Here is a 17,150-nt window from a genome sequence, read left to right on the forward strand (position 1 = left end):
CGACACCGCCCTTCCTCACGTGGCCATCTCAGGGTAATCATGCCGGTGAACGCGCGTGGATGAATCCCGGCGATTCAGCCCTGATGTCCGAGCGCCCACCGCCGACGGTACCAGTTTGTCCTGCCATTTCCTCCCCCTACGACCGTGCGGGAACGCTTACCGCGGCCACCCCGACGAGCAGCACGTCGCGCTTGGTGCCGATGCGCAGGACCGGTTCGCGGCCCAGGATCGGGTGGAAGGTGTCCACGTCGAGACCGAAGGTGTTCCAGTCTCCGGTGGTCGAACCGTCGAACACGTTGGCCGGGTCGCGGTCGCCGCCGTCGGGGCGCAGCTCGGTGTCGCCGAGCTTGACCGTGTCCCCGGCCAGGTCGGCGTCGCCGTCCCAGACGACCAGGTCAAGGCGGGCGGGCGAGGCCGTGGGGGTGAGCCCGTTGAGCGGCACGGTGAGCGAGCCTTCCTTGATCACTGTGGCCGTGTCCAGCACGGCCGCCTGGCTGTACGGCTGCCGCCGCTGCGCGGCCACCACCACCAGCGCCCACCCCGCGTGCCGGGACACCCCGGGGACCACCGAGTCGTCGGCGACCCACCACCGGCCGCCTTCGCGCACGATTCGTGTGACGTCAGCGAACGCCTGATACCCAGACCCGATCGGCATGGCCGTCTTGGTGACGTCCCCGGGCCGGACCGCCGTGTACTGCTCCTCGCCGGGACCCCGCAGCAGGATCTTGCGCGCGGGGCCGCCCGACCCGGACCAGTACAGCCCGGCCCACACCACCCGGGCGTCGTCAGGGAGATCCAGCTTGTGCCAGCTGGAGGCGCTCGTCTCCTCGTCGTCGTCCTGGTCGAGCGGGACCATCGACCACAGGTCGTTGTCCCGCCGTCCCGGTTCGCGGTGGCGGGCGTCGTCGCAACCGGGCCGCACGGCGGGACAGCTGAGCAGGGTGTTGCCCGCGACCCGGGTCAGCACCCGGCCGTCGGCGGCGAACCTGGCCGCCGCTCCGGCCGTGCGCACGCCCGCCGCTGAAGCGGCCTTGAGCTTGAGGTCCCCCGCCCGGATCCTCAGCGATGGTCCGGTTCCTTCGGGCGCGTCCTCGGCCACGTGGACGCGCAGGAACAGGGCGGTGGTCTCCCCGGCTGGGAGCGCCTGCCGTACGCACCGGACGGAGTCGTCCGTGCGGCACGTCCAGCCGTCGACGGACCCCGCCGGATCGACCGCGTTGCCGTAGCCGCCGCCGGAGGCGAGCACGCTGACGCCGGGCGGCAGCTGGATGGAGGCGGTCAGCTCCTCGGTCGGCCCGCTGCCGTGGTTGCGCAGGCGCATGCCGACGATGCCGGGCTTGTCGCGGACCAGCGCGCCGAGCGGATCGATGCTGGCGACCAGTTCGGGCCGGGTCACGCGTTTGGTGGGCGGCGGTTGCGGTGTCGGTTCGGCGCGGATCGGGGAGGGCTGGGGGCGTTCGACCGGCGGCACCGGCTCGGGGGCCACCGTGGTCGGCGACGGGATCGGCGCGACCGCCACCGGCTTCGGCGGCGTCGGTTCCTCGCCGGAGGCCAGCAGGAACGCGACCCCGGCCACCGCCGCCGCGACCGCTCCCGCGGCGGCGGCCTGCTGGGACTTGGGCATCCGGCGGAACCAGCCGGCTCCGGCCAGCACGCCGGTCCCGGTCTTGCCGAGCCCGGCCAGGTAGCCCGCCAGCACCGGACCGACGACCAGAGGGCCGATGATGACGCGCAGGCCCTGGTTGACGTCGGTCAGCTCCAGGAAGACCTCCCGGCAGTCGGCGCACTCGCCGACGTGGTCGTCCACTACCCGGGTTTCCCGTTTGGCCAGACCTCCCCGGACGTACGACCCCATCTTGCCGAGGACCGGGCGGCAGGCCTGGCGCGGCGCGGTGGCCAGGTGCATCTGCAGGTACGCCTGTCTTAACCCTTCCCTGGCGCGGTACGCCAGCGCGGCCACCCCGTTGGCGGACAGGCCGAGCAGGGGCGCGATGTCGGCGGCCTTGGAGTTTTCCACCTCGGTGTGCCAGAGCACCATCCGCCAGCGTTCCGGCAGCGACAGGAACGCCCGCGCCACCAGCGAGCGCTCGAGACCGGCCAGCGCCGGGTCGACGAAGGGCACGCCGGGATCGAACTGCTCGATCTCGCCGGTGGTGACGTTGTGCCGGTCGGCCGCCGTCCTGTCGTAGATCATCCGGCGGACGCTGGTCAGCAGATACGGCCGGAACGCGTCCTGCGGCCCGCCGCCCCGCCCGATCAGGTCCAGGATCTTGGTGAAGGTCTCGGCGACCACGTCCTCCACCTCGGCCTCGTTCTGGACCAGCTGCCTGGCCAGGGAACGGGCGGCGGCGGCGTGGCGCGCGTAGAGCGTGCCGTAGGCGGACGCGTTGCCGCCACGGATCGCGTCGAGCAACTCGGCGTCGCTTTGACGAACCTCAACACTCAATGTGACCTCACGATTACCTTAGGTTGCCTGGCAAATAATTCCGCAACCCGCGTCATCGCTAAACCGAACTCCCGTCTTTCCCTGTGACAGGAAGGGAACTCGACGTGATTGACCCAAGGAATCTCTGCAGAAATGCCGAGATTTCCGACATGCGGTGCATCGAGGCGCTTTGGCGGGCAGGCAGCGTGGCCTGGGCGGTTCCGGCTGATTGGTGGGTGCCTGCCGTGGATGCGATGATCCGCGCTCTCCACAGGGGCGAGAGCGTGGAGCGGGCGTGCGCGGCGCTGGGCCGAGCGCGGGCCAGGGCGGGGGTCGGGGTCGCGGAAGGCCTGACCGACCTGGCCGCGCTCTACGCCGCGCTCGGCCACGCCGAACCGCCGCTGCCCGCCGTGTGCGCCTTCACGTCCGGGTGGGTCGAGGCGAGCCTGGCCCCGATCGCCGAGCTGACCTGTGCGGACCCCCTGTCGGGTTTGGCCACCGCGCCGTACCTGCGGACGAGGCTGGCCGAGCTCTACCGGGAGGCGGCGGCCGGTGGCCCGCGTCCGGGCGCGAGCCACCGGCTCGTCGTCGTCTCCCTCGACGCGCCGGCGGTGGATCCGTTCGTCCGGATCGCCGACCTGCTGCAGGTGGCCGAGCGGGTGCGCGCCACCTTCCCCGGCGGCGACACGCTGGCGCTGCTCCCGTCCGGCCGGGTGGCGGCGCTGATCCGGGTCCGCCTCGCCATCCGGGTGACCGCGCTGCGCCGGTCCCTGCGCGGGACGGGCGCCGAGGTCGTGGCGTACCGCCTGCCGGCAACCCTGGCGTCCGCCGTACGGCTGACGCTTCCTCAGACGCCGCCGGCGCCGGCCTCCCGCGGAGGGGGCGGGAACGGCGCCGGCGGCCCGGATCTACGCTTGAGCACCATGAGCGACCGCGAGAAACTGCTGGACCAGATCAAGAACAAGGGGGTCGTGCACGGCCGCGTCGTGCTCTCCTCGGGCCGGGAGGCCGACTGGTACGTGGACCTGCGCCGGATCACCCTGGACGGGGTGGCCGCCCCGCTGGTGGGCCGGGTCATGCTGGACCTGACCGAGGACCTCGGCTACGAGGCCGTCGGCGGCCTGACGCTGGGGGCCGACCCGGTCGCCACCGCGATGCTGCACGCCGCCGCCGCCCGGGGGCAGACCCTGGACGCCTTCGTGGTGCGCAAAGAGGGTAAGGCGCATGGCCTGCAGCGGCGCATCGAAGGTCCGGACGTCACCGGGCGGCGGGTGCTGGCCGTGGAGGACACCACGACGACCGGCGGTTCGGTGCTGACCGCCGTGGCCGCGCTGCAGGAGGCGGGCGCGATCGTGGTGGGCATCGCGACCATCGTGCACCGGGGCGGCGACGAGAGCCTGGCGGCGACCGGCCTGCCCTACCGGACCGTCTTCAGCTTGGCTGATCTGGGGCTCGCCTGACCTCGAAGGCCTCCCGCTCCCCGGCGGCGCCCGGGGGGCGCGCCTTGCCGTTCTCCTGTACCTGTACGGTCCCCGCGTCGTCCAGCACCACGTCCAGTTCGGGCTCGAAGTGGCGGACGCGCTGCCCTTGAGTCAGTTCCTGGTCGGTCAGGATGTCGCCGCCGGGAACGCGGACGAACACCGGGCAACGCTCGGCGACGCAGACGATCTCCAGCGTGGGGGTCTTCGTTTCCGCCTCGGGCGTGGGGGTCGGCGACGGCGTCACCCGGATGGGGACCGAGGCGGCCTCGGTCGTGGGGTTGAGCAGGGCGAGCACGCCCACCACAAGCAGGCCCAGCACCCCGACCGCCACCATGATGACGATCACCAGCCGGGCCGCTCCGAAGGGATCAGATCGGTGGCGTCCCACGCTTCACACGGTAGCGGGTCAGGGGGTGTGAATCCGTGTCAAAAGGTATCCTCAGCTACCGGCCGCCTCGCGGTGGTGTTTGCCCTTGGGGTCGGGCGCGGGGGCCGCTGCTTTCCGATTCTTCATGATTTCCCGGATGATCGGGATGATGGAGAGCAGGATGATCACCGCGGCGCCGGGCAGGATGTAGCGGTCGACGTTGGGGATCCTGCTGCCGATGAAGTAGCCGAACAGCAGCAGTCCGTCGGTCCAGAGGATGCCGCCGATGATGTTCCACAGCAGGAAACGCCTGCGGTCCATGCCGAGCATGCCCGCCACCGGGTTCAGGAACGTCCGGACGATCGGGATGAACCGGGCGAGCACCACGGCCTTCTCCGGTCCGAACTTCTCGAAATAGTGCTGCGCCTTCTCGACGTACTCTTGTTTGAAGAGCTTGGACTCCGGGCGCGCGAACAGGCGGGGGCCCGCCTTGGCGCCGATGTAGTGGCCTAACTGGGCGCCGGCGATGGCGCACACCGGCGCGCCGATCAGCAGCAGTCCCAGCGGGAAGGGGGTGTCGAGACCGACCGCGCTGGCCACCTGCGCGGAGGCGCCCATCCCGGCCACCACCAGCAGCGAGTCGCCGGGCAGGAAGAAGCCGATCAGCAGCCCGGTCTCGGCGAAAATGATCGTGAGAATGCCGATGAGGCCGAACGTGACGATCCACCATTCGGCGCTGAGAAGATTCGAGACGTCCATCGCGGACGAGCCTACCCCGGGCGACGTGAAACGGCGTAGAAGCCGTACGCTTCCCTCATCGGCCCGCGTTTCGGAATACTTGCACACGGCCAATCAGATGTGAACAGGGAGCTGACTTCCGATGCCTATCGCGACCCCAGAGGTCTACGCCGAGATGCTCGACCGGGCCAAGGCGGGTGGCTTCGCCTATCCGGCGATCAACGTGACGTCGTCACAGACGTTGAACGCCGCGCTGCGCGGCTTCGCCGAGGCGGAAAGTGACGGCATCATCCAGGTGTCGACCGGTGGCGCCGAGTTCCTGTCCGGGACCACGATCAAGGACATGGTGACCGGTTCCGTCGCACTCGCCGAGTACGCGCGCGTGGTCGCGGCCAAATACCCGGTGACCGTGGCGCTGCACACCGACCACTGCCCCAAGGACAAGCTGGACGGCTTCATGCGCCCGCTGGTCGAGATCTCCCGGGAGCGGGTGGCGCGCGGCGAGGAGCCGCTGTTCCAGTCGCACATGTGGGACGGCTCGGCCGTGCCGCTGGAGGAGAACCTGGAGATCGCGGCCGAGCTGATCGAGAAGTGCGCGGCGGCTCGCGTGGTCATGGAGATGGAGATCGGTGTCGTCGGCGGCGAGGAGGACGGCGTCGCCCACGAGATCAACGAGAAGCTGTACACGACCGCCGCGGACGCCATCGCCACCGCTGAGGCGGTCGGCCTGGGCGAGCGCGGGCGCTACCTGCTGGCCGCCACGTTCGGCAACGTGCACGGCGTCTACAAGCCCGGCGCGGTCAAGCTGCGCCCGTCCGTGCTCAAGGAGCTGCAGGACGCGGTGGGCGCCAAGTTCGGCCAGGACAAGCCGTTCGACCTGGTCTTCCACGGCGGCTCCGGCTCGCTTCTTGAAGAGATCCACGAGGCCATCTCATACGGCGTGGTCAAGATGAACATCGACACCGACACGCAGTACGCGTTCACCCGTCCGGTCGCCGACCACATGTTCCGCAACTACGACGGCGTGCTCAAGGTGGACGGCGAGGTCGGCAACAAGAAGGCCTACGACCCGCGCGCCTACGGCAAGTCGGCCGAGGCGGGCATGGCGTCCCGCATCGCCCAGGCCTGCCAGGACCTCAAGTCCGCCGGCACGAAGCTCCCCTAGAGCAATCCGCAGAGGGCCCTAATCCCGTGGCCGGGGTTAGGGCCCTTCGCTGAATTTTGTATAAATGATTACGGTCGGCATGCATCAGGTAGGTATGTCTAACGTGAATCCTCGCCCCAGGACGGGAGTCGCTTCGCCGATGGAACTGAACGAGAACCTGCTCGCCGGCCCGCCGCCCACCCTGCTGCCCGACCATCCGGAAGCCCGGGAGATGCTCGAGACCGGCCACAAGGCCGCCGACGTCGCCGCCCGCTTCCCCGCGTACTCGGCAGCCTGGGCGATCCTGGCCGACGACTACTTCGCCAAGGGTCACGCGGTCACCTCCTACGCCTTCGCCAGAACCGGCTACCACCGCGGCCTCGACCAACTCCGCCGCTCCGGCTGGAAGGGCCACGGCCCCATCCCCTGGGAACACGAACCCAACCGCGGCTTCCTCCGCTGCCTCAACGCCCTCGCCCGCGCCGCCCAGGCCATCGGCGAAAAAGACGAAGCCGAACGCTGCTCCCAGTTCCTCCGCGACAGCAGCCCTTCCGCCACCGCCGCGATGGCTTCCTGAGACAGGGGTTGCCGGAGGTTGTGGCTGAATCATCCCCGATGTTCCGGGCCTGAACGGCACCGCGTCAGGCATGCCCTTCTACGTAAAGATCGTGATCTCAGGTACGTCGAACCCCCGAGGGCCGAACACCCCGCCGCCTGTGGAGGAATTCTGCGACCGCCAATAGGGGTCAGCCGCGTGAACTGATGAACCGGGTGCATTCTCCGAGCACCTGAAGCCGCAACCGTGTGTCTGGGTCAAGCCCTCGTACCTGCTTGGCCCGGACCACGGCCAGACGCGCGCCTTGTAGCGGATCGTCGGCCAGAGCCGCGACCACGGCCAATGCGGCCCGGCCACGGTTGTGGAGAGCCGTCGCATTCGATTCCAGGGATGCCACCCCCTCAACCTGCCCCATGCCGGCCAGCTGGAGCATTTCGGCCGCGAGCGCTTCGAATTGGGCCCGGGCCTCCTCCTGACGGTCTGCGAGGAGGGGACGGACATCCGGCAGGCCGGTCGCCTCGGCCACGATCAATGCGGCGGTTATAGCGATCTTGGGAAGCATCGCCGGCGTCGGGTTGGCGACGATCTCCGCGAGCGCGTCCTCCCGCAGTACAGGGTGCCCTACCGCTGGCTCGGGCAGCCAGTGCGGGTCCACTTCCGCGGGGGAAGGCCCGCGGGCCCGCATGGGTTGGCCGGTGTCGGCGAAGACGGTGAGAATTTACTGGTAGGCGGGATGGTCGGGGAGCGCGACAGGTGGTGTGACCGGCTCGGTCTCGGTCTCGGCCTCGTCGGCAAGGTAGAGCAGGGCCTTGCGGGTGATCCGCAGGTGCTCGGTCGCTTCGTGGAGCTCGTATGCTATCGGCCCACTTGGGGGTGACTGCGGGCGGCGTTTCGCCGGATACGGCCAGGCGTGGCCCGCGATCGGCACCCCGGCAGGTCAGCTCGCCGTACCGTGCGCGACGGCGAGTACCGCGAACAGGAACGCGGCGGTTGCTGAGGTCGATCGAAGCATGTCGATCCGCGCCCAGCGGCGGATCACGGCCTTCCAGTCAGCCGGTGGAGCATCCACCCGCCAGTCGTTGACCTTGATGTTGATCGGCACTGTGCCCAGGAACGACAACAGCAGGAACGCCACCATCGCGACCAGGGTCGCCCACCGTAGGGCCAGACCGGAACCGGTGACGGTGGCCAGCCTGACCAGGGCGAGCGCTGCTGCCGGGAGCATCACGATCGGCACCACCACCCGCAGGCGGCGTACGAGGGCTTGCCGTGCAAGCAGATGGGCACGGTCGTCCAGACTGGACAGTGCGGGATGGATGCCGTAGCAGACGATCAGCTCCTCGCCCGCGAGAACGCCGAGCAGGAACAGGCCGATGTACTGCACCACGTCACCGGTCATGCCGCACCGTCGGAGGTGAGTCGCAGTCGCACGAGCCTGGCGGGTTGTCCGCCCCGGTCATGCCGCCGCCGGGTCCGGCGGCGAGGTTCTCCACGAACGTGCCCGGTTCCCACTCCGCCACGGTCTCCGCGAACAGTTCGCCCGACGGCGTCACGAGTGCGCACCCGAAGAAGCGGTCGGATCCGGCGTCACATGCACGACCGAATACAGCGCCGGGTGCGCAGACACCACGTCCCAGCCGCCGTCCGCCTGCCCGGCGTTGTCGCGCTGGCCAGCGGGCATCGAGAAGAGGTTGATCAGGACGAGGGGTTCACTCACGAGACAGCTCCGAAGTCTTCGGCGGCCAGCTCACGGTCGCAATATTTACTGACACTGAAATATTATGGTGACTGAACATATAGCCGCAAGAGCGTGGCCAGCACTATTTTCGGCGACTGGAATATTTCAGTCACAGTAACTAAAGTTCGGGCATGCGCTCGACCACCGTGGACTGGCAGGCGCCTGACAGGTCAGGCGTGGAGGGGCTGCGGGAACGCAAGAAGCGGCTCATGCGCCAGCAGTTGACCGACACTGCCACCGCGATGTTCCTGGAGCGCGGGTTCGACGCGGTGCGCGTCGCCGAGATCGGTGCGGCGTGCGGGGTGTCCGAGAAGACCGTCTTCAACTACTTCCCCAGCAAGGAGGCGTTGATCCTCGACCTCCCCGAAGCGACGATGGCCGCGCTGCGCACCGGGCTGGCACGAGCCGACCGAACCCCGACCGACGCAGTGCTGGACATCCTGGCCAGCGAACTGGACGCCCTCGTGTCCTGGCTGGGCGCGCAACCAGACCTGGCTGGGGCCAGCGCAAGAATCCAGGACTTCAACGCTCTGATCCTTTCCACGCCTTCACTGCGCGCGTACCACCGGGACATGACCGAGCAACTCGTCACGGTCGCAGCCGAGGCGCTTGCCGCCCGAACCGGGCACGGCAGTGACGATCCGCTGTGCCAGATTGCGGCCACCGCCCTGCTCGGGCTCTGGCGTGTCCAGTTCAGCGCGTTGCGCCGGAGCCTCAACGGCGAACGCACGCCCGAACAGGTCCGCCACGCCGTCATTGCCGACGTGCACAGCGCGGCCCGGCTCATCAACACCGGACTGGCAGGTTTCGGCAACGCGACGAATCTCCCATGACGCTTCGCGGCTTCCGTGCGGTGATCACCGGTTCGATCAGCGCCCAGCGTTCATCGGTCAACGGCGGCATCGATGAGGGAACACGACAGGCCGCGACAGTGATCGACTCATTGCCGAACGCCTACCGCAACGTCATGATCATGGAGACGGCGCGGCGAGTACTCCGGGCCGTACCTCTCCAACAGCGGGAACGGCAGTGGGCGAGTTCCGCGAGATGCTCGCCATCACCCCTGCCACCAGCGTCTGAGGACCGGCAGAATCAACGCGCCGCCAGCTCCAAAGCCCACGAGACTTCTCTTCGTAGCCCCTCCACCCGCCGCCCGATTATCCGGGGTCAAGCAGCGAACCCGTCAAGGACGGCTGTGCAGGATGGCATCCAATGGCCCGTGGAAGGTCACCGGTTAACGTACGCACGAAGCCATCCTTGACTGAACCGCGCCGGATAGGCCCCGGACCCAGGCAGCTAGCGGGAGCAGGGGGAAGTGTGGCGCAAGCAGCAAACAGCTTGTCTCCATGGGTGGGAGAACCCCCGCACCAGCCCCCAGACCGCTTCGGGCAATCCTTGACCGTTGGTCGTATGCCCGCCGAGCCGGACAGGTGGACGATTTCAGGTACTCTCAGGTTGCAAGAGCCCCTGATAGCTATTGCGTCAGGGGTTTGGCTTTTGTGTGTGGGAGTTTGAGCATGCCGGCTGTCGTTCTCGTGGGTGCCCAGTGGGGCGATGAGGGCAAGGGGAAGGCCACCGACCTCCTGGGGGGTGAGGTCGACTATGTGGTTCGCTACCAGGGGGGCAACAACGCGGGGCATACGGTCGTCATCGGCGATCAGAAATACGCGCTGCACCTGCTCCCGACGGGAGTGCTCTCGCCCGAGGTGATCCCGGTGATCGGGAACGGTGTCGTGATCGACCCGGGCGTGCTGCTCGGGGAGATCGACGGGCTAGCGCAGCGGGGGATCAACTGCGACCGGCTGCTGATCTCGGCCAGCGCGCACCTGATCATGCCCCACCACAAGGCGCTGGACAAGGTCACCGAGCGCTACCTGGGCAAGGCGAAGATCGGCACCACCGGCCGGGGCATCGGCCCCGCCTACAGCGACAAGATCAACCGGATGGGGATCCGGGTGCAGGACCTGCTCGACCCGGGCATCCTGCAGAAGAAGATCGAGGGCGCCCTGCACGACAAGAACCAGATCCTCACCAAGATCTTCAACCGCCGCGGGCTGGATCCGGCGGCGGTGCTGGAGGAGTATCTCGGCTACGCGGAGCGGCTGCGCCCGCACATCGCCGACACCTCGCTGGTGCTCTGCAAAGCTCTCGACGAGGGCAAGTTCGTGCTCCTCGAAGGCGGCCAGGGCACGCTGCTGGACATCGACCACGGCACCTACCCGTTCGTCACGTCCAGCTCGCCCACCAGCGGCGGCGCCTGCGCGGGTTCGGGCATCCCGCCGACCCGGCTGACCCGGGTGATCGGCATCCTGAAGGCGTACACCACGCGGGTGGGTTCGGGCCCGTTCCCGACCGAACTCCTCGACGACCAGGGCGAGTGGCTCCGCAAGACCGGCCACGAGTATGGCACCACCACCGGCCGCAACCGCCGCTGCGGCTGGTTCGACGCCGTGATCGCCCGGTACACCACCCGCATCAACGGCGTCACCGACTTCTTCCTCACCAAGCTGGACGTGCTCTCCGGCCTGGAGCGTATCCCGGTCTGCGTCGGCTACGACGTGGACGGCATCCGCCACGACGAGATCCCGACCACCCAGACCGAGTTCCACCACGCCACGCCCGTCTACGAGGAGTTTCCCGGCTGGCAGGAGGACATCTCCAGCGCCAAGACCTTCGACGACCTTCCGCCGAACGCCCAGTCGTACGTGCGGGCTCTGGAGGAGATGAGCGGCGCCCCCATCTCCGCGATCGGCGTCGGCCCGGGCCGCGACCAGACCCTCCAGCTCAGATCCCTGGTCTGACCCGGGAGAAGGTCCACGACCCGCCGAATCATGTCGGCGGGTCGCGGATGGGGTCCGCGGCGGTGTGAGGTTGACCAGGTAGGGTTCGCGGATGTGTACGGACATGTTGAGTTGCATGGCCATCGGGGCGCGCGAGGATTGCGCCCGGAGAACACGCTGCCAGGGCTGGCGTTCGCGCTGGAGCTCGGTGTCGACGCGCTGGAGTTCGACGTCACGCTGACGTCCGACCGCCAGCTCATCCTCAGCCACGACCTGACGATCTCGCCTCTGACCAGCGCGGACACCACCGCGTTCACGCCGGGGGACGCGATGTTCCCTTACGTCGGCAAGCCCGTCAAAAGCCTCACGCAATATCAGATCCGGACACTGGACGCCGGTGTCCGGCGGCCGAAGAAGGCCAACGATCCTTTCGCGGCCACCCAGGTCCCGATCCCCGACACCCGGATGCCCACTCTCGGCGCGGTGCTCGGCCTGGTCAGCGCGTACGGCGCGGACCAGGTCCGGCTGCACGTGGAGCTGAAATCCGACCCCACCCGCCCGGACCTCTCCCCCGACCACCAGCTTTTCACCGACCTGGTCCTGGCGGAGCTGGCTCGCCACAACCGCGTCCAGACCTCGGCGATCCTCAGCTTCGACTGGCGCATCCTGCAGGCCGCCCGCGACGCCGTCCCGCACCGCTTCGCGCTGATCGAAGCCGACACCATCGACCCCGCCTGGCTCGCCGGCTTCGACGTCCGCGACGTCGCCGACGACATCCCCGCCGCCGCGGAAGCCGTCGGCGCGACCGCCCTCTCACCCGACCGCGAGCTGATCGACCTGCCGCTGATGACCAGCGCCGCCCTGCGCGGCCTGCCCGTCGTGGCCTGGACGGTCAACGACCCCGAGGAGGCCGCGCGCCTCATCGACCTCGGCGTCGCCGGGATCGTCACCGACTACCCGGACCGCATGCGCGAACTGTGGACGGGCCGGGGCATGCGGCTGCCCGCCCCGATCCGTCCCCTCCGGCACGCGGCCATGACCTGAGTCAGTGGTTGGGAGGGTCAGGACAGGGCGTCGAATCCCGCGCGGAGGTGGGCCAGTCGTTGGGCGAGGTCGGACAGCGGGCCGGTCAGGGAGCTGTCGCCGGTCTTGCGGGCGGCTTCCCGTACGCGGGTGAGTTCGTTCTCGGCCGCGGTGAGGCGGCGGGAGAGTTCGGGCAGGACCGAGGGCTGGTCGCCGTTGCCGTTGGGTAGTTCGGCGGCCAGGCGTTCGCGGAGCAGGGCGGCCTGCTCGGTGAGGCGCTGGGTCATGTTGTAGAGCTCGACGAAGACCGCGACCTTGGCCCGGAGCACCCACGGGTCGAACGGTTTGGTCAGGTAGTCCACCGCGCCGGCCGCGTAGCCGCGGAAGGCGTAGTCGGGGGCGCTGTCGACGACCGTCAGGAAGATGATCGGGATGTTGCGGGTGCGCTCCCGGCGTTTGATGTGCGCGGCCGTTTCGAAGCCATCCATGCCGGGCATGCGCACGTCCAGCAGGATCAGCGCGAACTCGGTGCCGAGCAGCGCCTTCAGCGCCTCCTCGCCGGAGCGGGCCCGGACCGGGACCAGGTCGAGCGAGCTGAGGATCGCCTCCAGCGCGATCAGGTTCTCCTCCCGGTCGTCGACCATGAGGATCTTCGCGCGGTCGGGCATCAGCTTTCCTCCGCCGTGGTACCGCGCAGCAGCCAGCCGCGCAGCCGTTCGAGCAGCCGGTCCACGTCCACCGGCTTGGGCACGTAGTCGGACGCCCCTGAGGCGATGCTCTTCTCCCGGTCGCCGCGCATCACCTTGGCGGTCAGCGCGATGATCGGCAGGTCGGCGAACTGCGGCATGCGGCGGATCGCCGAGGTGGTGGCCCAGCCGTCCATCTCCGGCATCATGATGTCCATCAGGACCAGGGCCACGTCCTCGTTGCGTTCGAGCTGTTCGATGCCCTCGCGGCCGTTCTCGCCGTACACGACGATGGAGCCGTGCCGTTCCAGGACGCTGGTCAGCGCGAACACGTTGCGGATGTCGTCGTCCACTATCAGGATCTTGGCACCGGTGAGCGGGTCATCGCCCTGCCAGTCGCGGCCGGAGGCGAGGTCGATCTCGGTGACCCGGCGGGGTTCCGGCAGGTCGGTCGGGAGCGGGATGTCCGGCAGCACGTCGTCGCTGTCGGCCTGGTAGTCGGCCAGGAGCATGCGGTCCCGGCGTTCCGCGGCGTAGGAGGCGATGGTGGCGGCGCCGCCGTCCCTGGCGGCCAGCGGTCCCGCGTACGACAAGGGCAGGTAGAGGGTGAACGTGCTGCCCTCGCCGGGGACGCTGTCGACGTGGATCTCGCCGCCGAGCAGGCGGGCTATCTCCCGGCAGATGGACAGGCCCAGGCCGGTGCCGCCGTACTTGCGGCTGGTGGTGCCGTCGGCCTGGCGGAACGCCTCGAAGATCACTTCGAGCTTGTCGGGGGCGATGCCGATGCCGGTGTCCACCACCGCGAACGCGAGGATCTTGTCGGAGCTGCGGAGCGTCTCGTCCACATAGTCCACCGTGTCCGGCGCGTGTGACACCTGCAGGCGGACCTCGCCCTTCGGGGTGAACTTGACCGCGTTGGAGAGCAGGTTGCGCAGCACCTGCTGCATGCGCTGCTCGTCGGTGCGCAGCTCGTTCGGCACGCTCGGGTCGACCTCGACGGTGAAGGACAGGCCCTTGTCCTGGGCCAGCGGCGCGAACGTGGCCTCCATGTAGTCCACCAGCGTGGGCAGCGACAGCTGCTGCGGGTGGATGTCCATCCGGCCGGCCTCCACCTTGGACAGGTCGAGGATGTCGTTGATCAGCTGGAGCAGCGCGGAGCCCGCGCCGTGGATGGTGCGGGCGAACTCCACCTGCTGCGGGGTCAGGTTGCCCTCGGCGTTCTCGGTGAGCAGCTTGGCCAGCACCAGCAGGCTGTTCAGCGGGGTGCGCAGCTCGTGCGACATGTTGGCGAGGAACTCGGACTTGTAGCGGCTGGAGACGGCCAGCTGCTCGGCCCGCTCCTCCAGGGTCCGCCTGGCCTGCTCGATCTGGAAGTTCTGGATCTCGATGGCCCGGTTCTGCTTGGCCAGCAGCGCCGCCTTGTCCTCCAGCTCGGCGTTGGACCTGCGCAGCTCCTCCTGCTGGCGCTGCAGCTCGTCCGAGCGCTCCTGCAACTCGGTGGCCAGCCGCTGCGACTCCTTCAGCAGATCCTCGGTACGCGAGTTGGCGATGATCGTGTTTATGGTGACCCCGATGGTCTCCACCAGCTGGGCCAGGAAGTCCAGGTGGATCTCGCTGAAGTGGGTGAAGGAGGCCATCTCCAGCACGCCGAGCACGTGGTTCTCGAACAGGATGGGCAGGACCACGATCTGGGCGGGGTTGGCCTTGCTGAGGCCGGTCTCGATGGTGATGTACTCGGCGGGCACGTTCTCCAGGATGATCTGCTGGGTTTCCAGCGCGGCCTGGCCGACGATGCCCTCGCCGAGCGCGAAGCGCTGCCGGGGTGCGGAGCCGGGCTGGATGCCGTACCCCGAGATCAGGGTGAGCTGGCCGTCGACCATCAGGTAGCAGGCGCCGTGGCTGGCCGAGACCAGCGGGGTCAGCTCGCTCATGATCAGGCGGGTCACCTCGATCAGGTCGCGGTGGCCCTGCATGAGGCGGGAGATGCGGGCCAGGTTGGACTTGAGCCAGTCCTGGTCCTGGTTGGTGTTGGTGGTGTCGACCAGGGTGGACACCATCGTGTTGATGTTGTCCTTGAGCTGGGCGATCTCGCCGGGCGCGTCCACGGTGATGGAGCGGGTCAGGTCGCCGCGGGCGACCGCGCTGGTCACCTCGGCGATGGCGCGCACCTGGGTGGTGAGGTTGCCGGCCAGCTCGTTGACGCTCTCGGTGAGGCGCTTCCAGGTGCCTTCGACGCCTTCCACCCGGGCCTGGCCGCCCAGCTGGCCTTCCGAGCCGACCTCGCGGGCGACGCGGGTGACTTCGGAGGCGAAGGAGGAGAGCTGGTCGACCATGGTGTTGATGGTGGTCTTGAGGACCAGGATCTCGCCCTGGGCGTCCACGTCGATCTTGCGGGTGAGGTCGCCGTTGGCGACGGCCGTGGTCACCTCGCCGATGTTGCGGACCTGGTAGGTCAGGTTGGTGGCCATCGAGTTGACGTTGTCGGTGAGGTCCTTCCACACGCCGGACACGCCGGGCACCCGGGCCTGGCCGCCGAGACGTCCTTCGGTGCCGACCTCGCGGGCGACGCGGGTGACCTCGTCGGCGAACGCGGACAGCTGGTCCACCATCGTGTTCATGGTGTCCTTCAGCTGGAGGATCTCGCCCTGGGCGTCGACGGTGATCTTCTTGGAGAGGTTGCCCTGGGCGACGGCGGTGGAGACGGCGGCGATTTGGCGGACCTGGGAGGTCAGGTTGTTGGCCATGAAGTTGACGTTGTCGGTGAGGTCTTTCCAGACCCCGGATACGCCGCGGACCTGGGCTTGGCCGCCGAGGCGTCCTTCGGTGCCGACTTCGCGGGCGACGCGGGTGACCTCGTCGGCGAAGGAGGAGAGCTGGTCGACCATCGTGTTCATGGTCGACTTGAGTTCCAGGATCTCGCCTTGGGCGTCCACGTCGATCTTGCGGGTGAGGTCGCCGTTGGCGACGGCCGTGGTCACCTGGGCGATGTTGCGGACCTGGTAGGTCAGGTTCTTCGCCATCGAGTTGACGTTGTCGGTGAGGTCCTTCCAGACGCCCGACACGCCCTTCACTTCGGCGCGCCCGCCGAGGCGTCCCTCGGTGCCGACCTCGCGGGCGACGCGGGTGACCTCGTCGGCGAAGGCGGACAGCTGGTCCACCATCGTGTTGAGCGTGTCCTTGAGTTCCAGGATCTCGCCCTGGGCGTCGACGGTGATCTTCTTGGACAGGTTGCCCTGGGCGACGGCGGTGGAGACGGCGGCGATCTGGCGGACCTGGGAGGTCAGGTTGTTGGCCATGAAGTTGACGTTGTCGGTGAGGTCCTTCCAGACCCCGGACACGCCGCGGACCTGGGCCTGGCCGCCGAGCTGGCCCTCGGTGCCGACCTCGCGGGCCACGCGCGTCACCTCTTCGGCGAACGCGGACAGCTGGTCCACCATCGTGTTCACGGTGTTCTTCAGCTCGAACATCTCACCGACCGCGTCCACGGTGACCTTCCGTGACAGGTCACCGCGGGCCACCGCCGTGGTCACCACGGCGATGTCGCGGACCTGCGCGGAGACCCGGCCGGACATGGTGTTCACGGCGTCGGTCAGATCCCGCCACGAGCCCGACATGCCGCGCAGGTTGGCCCGGCCGCCCAGCTTGCCCTCGGTGCCCACGTCCCGGGTCACCCGGGTCACCTCGGAGGTGAACAGGGCCAGCTGGTCGACCATGCCGTTGATGGCCTTGCCCAGCCGTCGCACCTCGCCGCGGGCCGTCCTGTCCAGGTCGATGCGCCGGTTGAGGTCGCCCTTGGCCACCGCGTCGATCACGTCGGCGGCGCCGGTCACCGGCGTGACCAGGGCATCGATCAGATCGTTCACCGATTCGACGCTCTCCGCCCACGACCCGAAACCGGGCCCGGGGGTGAGCCGCTCGCCAAACCTGCCCTCCTTGACCACCTCGCGGCGGACCCGGCCAAGCTCGTTGGCCAGATGCTCGCGGCGGTCGGCCACCTCGTTGAGCAGCAGCCGGATCTCGCTCAGAATCCCGGGAGGCGTATGCGGCACCCGACGCCGGAAGTCGCCGTCACGCCAAACAGTGAGCGTGTCCAGCAGGGGCCTGAGATCGGACTCCGAATACTGGCGTTCCGTCTCATCCTTTTCAGCGATGGTGCGCGTCATAAGGCCTCCTCACACGCCAGTCTGTCACGTTCCGTGGACGTAAGGCTCA

Annotated in this window: 16 protein-coding genes; 6 read left to right on the plus strand and 10 right to left on the minus strand. The window is 68.7% G+C overall.

Going from position 1 to position 17,150, the window contains the following annotated elements:
* Nucleotides 1-136: 136 nt before the first annotated feature.
* Nucleotides 137-2,446: a sigma-70 family RNA polymerase sigma factor gene (locus Aple_RS43035; protein WP_155350552.1), complete on the minus strand. Its 2,310-nt coding sequence runs from the start codon at nucleotides 2,444-2,446 to the stop codon at nucleotides 137-139.
* A 902-nt stretch (nucleotides 2,447-3,348) separates the two neighbouring features.
* On the opposite strand from Aple_RS43035, the gene pyrE reads away from it, so the two are divergent.
* Nucleotides 3,349-3,885 (plus strand): orotate phosphoribosyltransferase, encoded by a 537-nt coding sequence (pyrE, locus tag Aple_RS43040; RefSeq protein ID WP_155350580.1) that lies wholly within the window; start codon nucleotides 3,349-3,351, stop codon nucleotides 3,883-3,885.
* On the opposite strand, the gene Aple_RS43045 is transcribed toward pyrE, so the two are convergent.
* Both Aple_RS43045 and Aple_RS43050 read right to left on the minus strand, forming a co-directional pair.
* Nucleotides 3,857-4,294: a hypothetical protein gene (locus tag Aple_RS43045; protein ID WP_155350553.1), complete on the minus strand. Its 438-nt coding sequence runs from the start codon at nucleotides 4,292-4,294 to the stop codon at nucleotides 3,857-3,859. The two genes, pyrE and Aple_RS43045, sit on opposite strands and share 29 nt — an antisense overlap.
* A gap of 51 nt (nucleotides 4,295-4,345) precedes the next feature.
* Nucleotides 4,346-5,032 carry a DedA family protein gene (locus Aple_RS43050; RefSeq protein ID WP_155350554.1) on the minus strand — a complete coding sequence of 229 codons (687 nt, stop codon included), beginning with the start codon at nucleotides 5,030-5,032 and terminating at the stop codon, nucleotides 4,346-4,348.
* A 121-nt stretch (nucleotides 5,033-5,153) separates the two neighbouring features.
* Between Aple_RS43050 and fbaA the strand changes: the two genes are divergently transcribed.
* Both fbaA and Aple_RS43060 read left to right on the plus strand, forming a co-directional pair.
* Nucleotides 5,154-6,176: a class II fructose-bisphosphate aldolase gene (gene fbaA / locus Aple_RS43055; protein ID WP_155350555.1), complete on the plus strand. Its 1,023-nt coding sequence runs from the start codon at nucleotides 5,154-5,156 to the stop codon at nucleotides 6,174-6,176.
* Between the two features lie 139 nt (nucleotides 6,177-6,315).
* On the plus strand, nucleotides 6,316-6,732 hold the full coding sequence (locus Aple_RS43060) for a DUF3151 domain-containing protein (RefSeq protein ID WP_155350556.1): 417 nt from the start codon (nucleotides 6,316-6,318) through the stop codon (nucleotides 6,730-6,732).
* A gap of 169 nt (nucleotides 6,733-6,901) precedes the next feature.
* Here the strand turns inward: Aple_RS43060 and Aple_RS43065 are convergent, their stop codons facing one another.
* The 5 genes from Aple_RS43065 to Aple_RS43085 form a co-directional block, all read right to left on the minus strand.
* Complete coding sequence (locus Aple_RS43065; RefSeq protein ID WP_155350557.1) at nucleotides 6,902-7,366, minus strand: hypothetical protein; 465 nt, start codon at nucleotides 7,364-7,366, stop codon at nucleotides 6,902-6,904.
* Nucleotides 7,367-7,429: 63 nt separating this feature from the next.
* Nucleotides 7,430-7,639, minus strand: a complete 210-nt coding sequence (locus tag Aple_RS43070) for a hypothetical protein (protein WP_155350558.1) — start codon at nucleotides 7,637-7,639, stop codon at nucleotides 7,430-7,432.
* Between the two features lie 9 nt (nucleotides 7,640-7,648).
* A complete protein-coding gene (locus Aple_RS43075; protein WP_155350559.1) occupies nucleotides 7,649-8,110 on the minus strand; it encodes an anthrone oxygenase family protein in 462 nt (153 codons plus the stop codon).
* Nucleotides 8,100-8,264 carry a hypothetical protein gene (locus tag Aple_RS43080; protein WP_155350560.1) on the minus strand — a complete coding sequence of 55 codons (165 nt, stop codon included), beginning with the start codon at nucleotides 8,262-8,264 and terminating at the stop codon, nucleotides 8,100-8,102. The genes Aple_RS43075 and Aple_RS43080 overlap by 11 nt, the downstream gene beginning before the upstream one ends.
* Entirely contained in the window at nucleotides 8,261-8,428 is a 168-nt protein-coding gene (locus Aple_RS43085; protein WP_155350561.1) for a hypothetical protein, read from the minus strand. The genes Aple_RS43080 and Aple_RS43085 overlap by 4 nt, the downstream gene beginning before the upstream one ends.
* Nucleotides 8,429-8,580: 152 nt before the next feature.
* Between Aple_RS43085 and Aple_RS43090 the strand changes: the two genes are divergently transcribed.
* The 3 genes from Aple_RS43090 (at nucleotide 8,581) to Aple_RS43100 (ending at nucleotide 12,273) form a co-directional block, all read left to right on the plus strand.
* Complete coding sequence (locus Aple_RS43090; RefSeq protein WP_174889955.1) at nucleotides 8,581-9,282, plus strand: TetR/AcrR family transcriptional regulator; 702 nt, start codon at nucleotides 8,581-8,583, stop codon at nucleotides 9,280-9,282.
* 684 nt (nucleotides 9,283-9,966) lie between these two features.
* The gene (locus Aple_RS43095; RefSeq protein WP_155350562.1) at nucleotides 9,967-11,250 is read left to right on the plus strand and encodes an adenylosuccinate synthase; all 1,284 of its coding nucleotides are present in this window, start codon (nucleotides 9,967-9,969) and stop codon (nucleotides 11,248-11,250) included.
* A 93-nt stretch (nucleotides 11,251-11,343) separates the two neighbouring features.
* A complete protein-coding gene (locus Aple_RS43100) occupies nucleotides 11,344-12,273 on the plus strand; it encodes a glycerophosphodiester phosphodiesterase family protein (protein WP_246265211.1) in 930 nt (309 codons plus the stop codon).
* A gap of 17 nt (nucleotides 12,274-12,290) precedes the next feature.
* On the opposite strand, the gene Aple_RS43105 is transcribed toward Aple_RS43100, so the two are convergent.
* Nucleotides 12,291-12,920 (minus strand): response regulator, encoded by a 630-nt coding sequence (locus Aple_RS43105; RefSeq protein ID WP_155350564.1) that lies wholly within the window; start codon nucleotides 12,918-12,920, stop codon nucleotides 12,291-12,293.
* Nucleotides 12,920-17,101 carry a HAMP domain-containing protein gene (locus Aple_RS43110; protein WP_155350565.1) on the minus strand — a complete coding sequence of 1,394 codons (4,182 nt, stop codon included), beginning with the start codon at nucleotides 17,099-17,101 and terminating at the stop codon, nucleotides 12,920-12,922. Before Aple_RS43110 ends, Aple_RS43105 begins: the two co-directional genes overlap by 1 nt.
* Between the last annotated feature and the right edge of the window lie 49 nt (nucleotides 17,102-17,150).

Origin of the sequence: Acrocarpospora pleiomorpha (assembly GCF_009687885.1) — a bacterium.
Lineage (GTDB): Bacteria > Actinomycetota > Actinomycetes > Streptosporangiales > Streptosporangiaceae > Acrocarpospora > Acrocarpospora pleiomorpha.